At 46.2% G+C, this 545-nt stretch carries 1 protein-coding gene; it reads left to right on the forward strand.

Annotated elements, in window-relative coordinates; all coding sequences use genetic code 11:
* Positions 1–98: 98 nt before the first annotated feature.
* The coding region (locus tag R7Q11_RS28685; protein ID WP_225467287.1) for a GntR family transcriptional regulator at positions 99–545 on the forward strand (447 nt) is incomplete at its 3' end.

The following is a 545-nucleotide window of genomic DNA, read 5'->3' on the forward strand; positions in this document are numbered from 1 at the left end:
TAATTAGTAATAAACAATCGAAAACAAGGTGTTACCACATTCTGGTACATAGAGGTTGACCAATTGTTATTGGTCGTTATGATGGCGTGAGAAGTTAGATGGAATATAGTGATAATATCATCATGATGTCTTTTGAACCGAAAAGACCGTATCAAGAGATCGGTTTAGTCCTTAGACAAGAACTTATCAATGGCCGTTACGTGGTCGGAGATAGGCTGCCGCCTGAGCGCGATATCGCAGAACGTCTCGACGTTAGCCGCACAGTAGTGCGTGAAGCGATCATCATGCTGGAGCTGGAAAACCTTGTCGAAGTGAAGAAAGGTTCTGGGGTGTATGTCATCAATATTCCATCTCAACCGAACTCCCGTGAGAACGTGATCAGCGATGATGCCGGTCCGTTTGAAATGCTCCAAGCTCGCCAGTTGCTTGAAAGTAACATTGCGGAATTTGCAGCGATGCAAGTAACGCCTGGCGACATCGTGAAAATGCGTGCAGCCCTTGAGTTAGAACGAGAAGAACTTGCCAGTGGCACCGCAGATTGCAAC

This window comes from Vibrio sp. 970 (genome assembly GCF_033339075.1).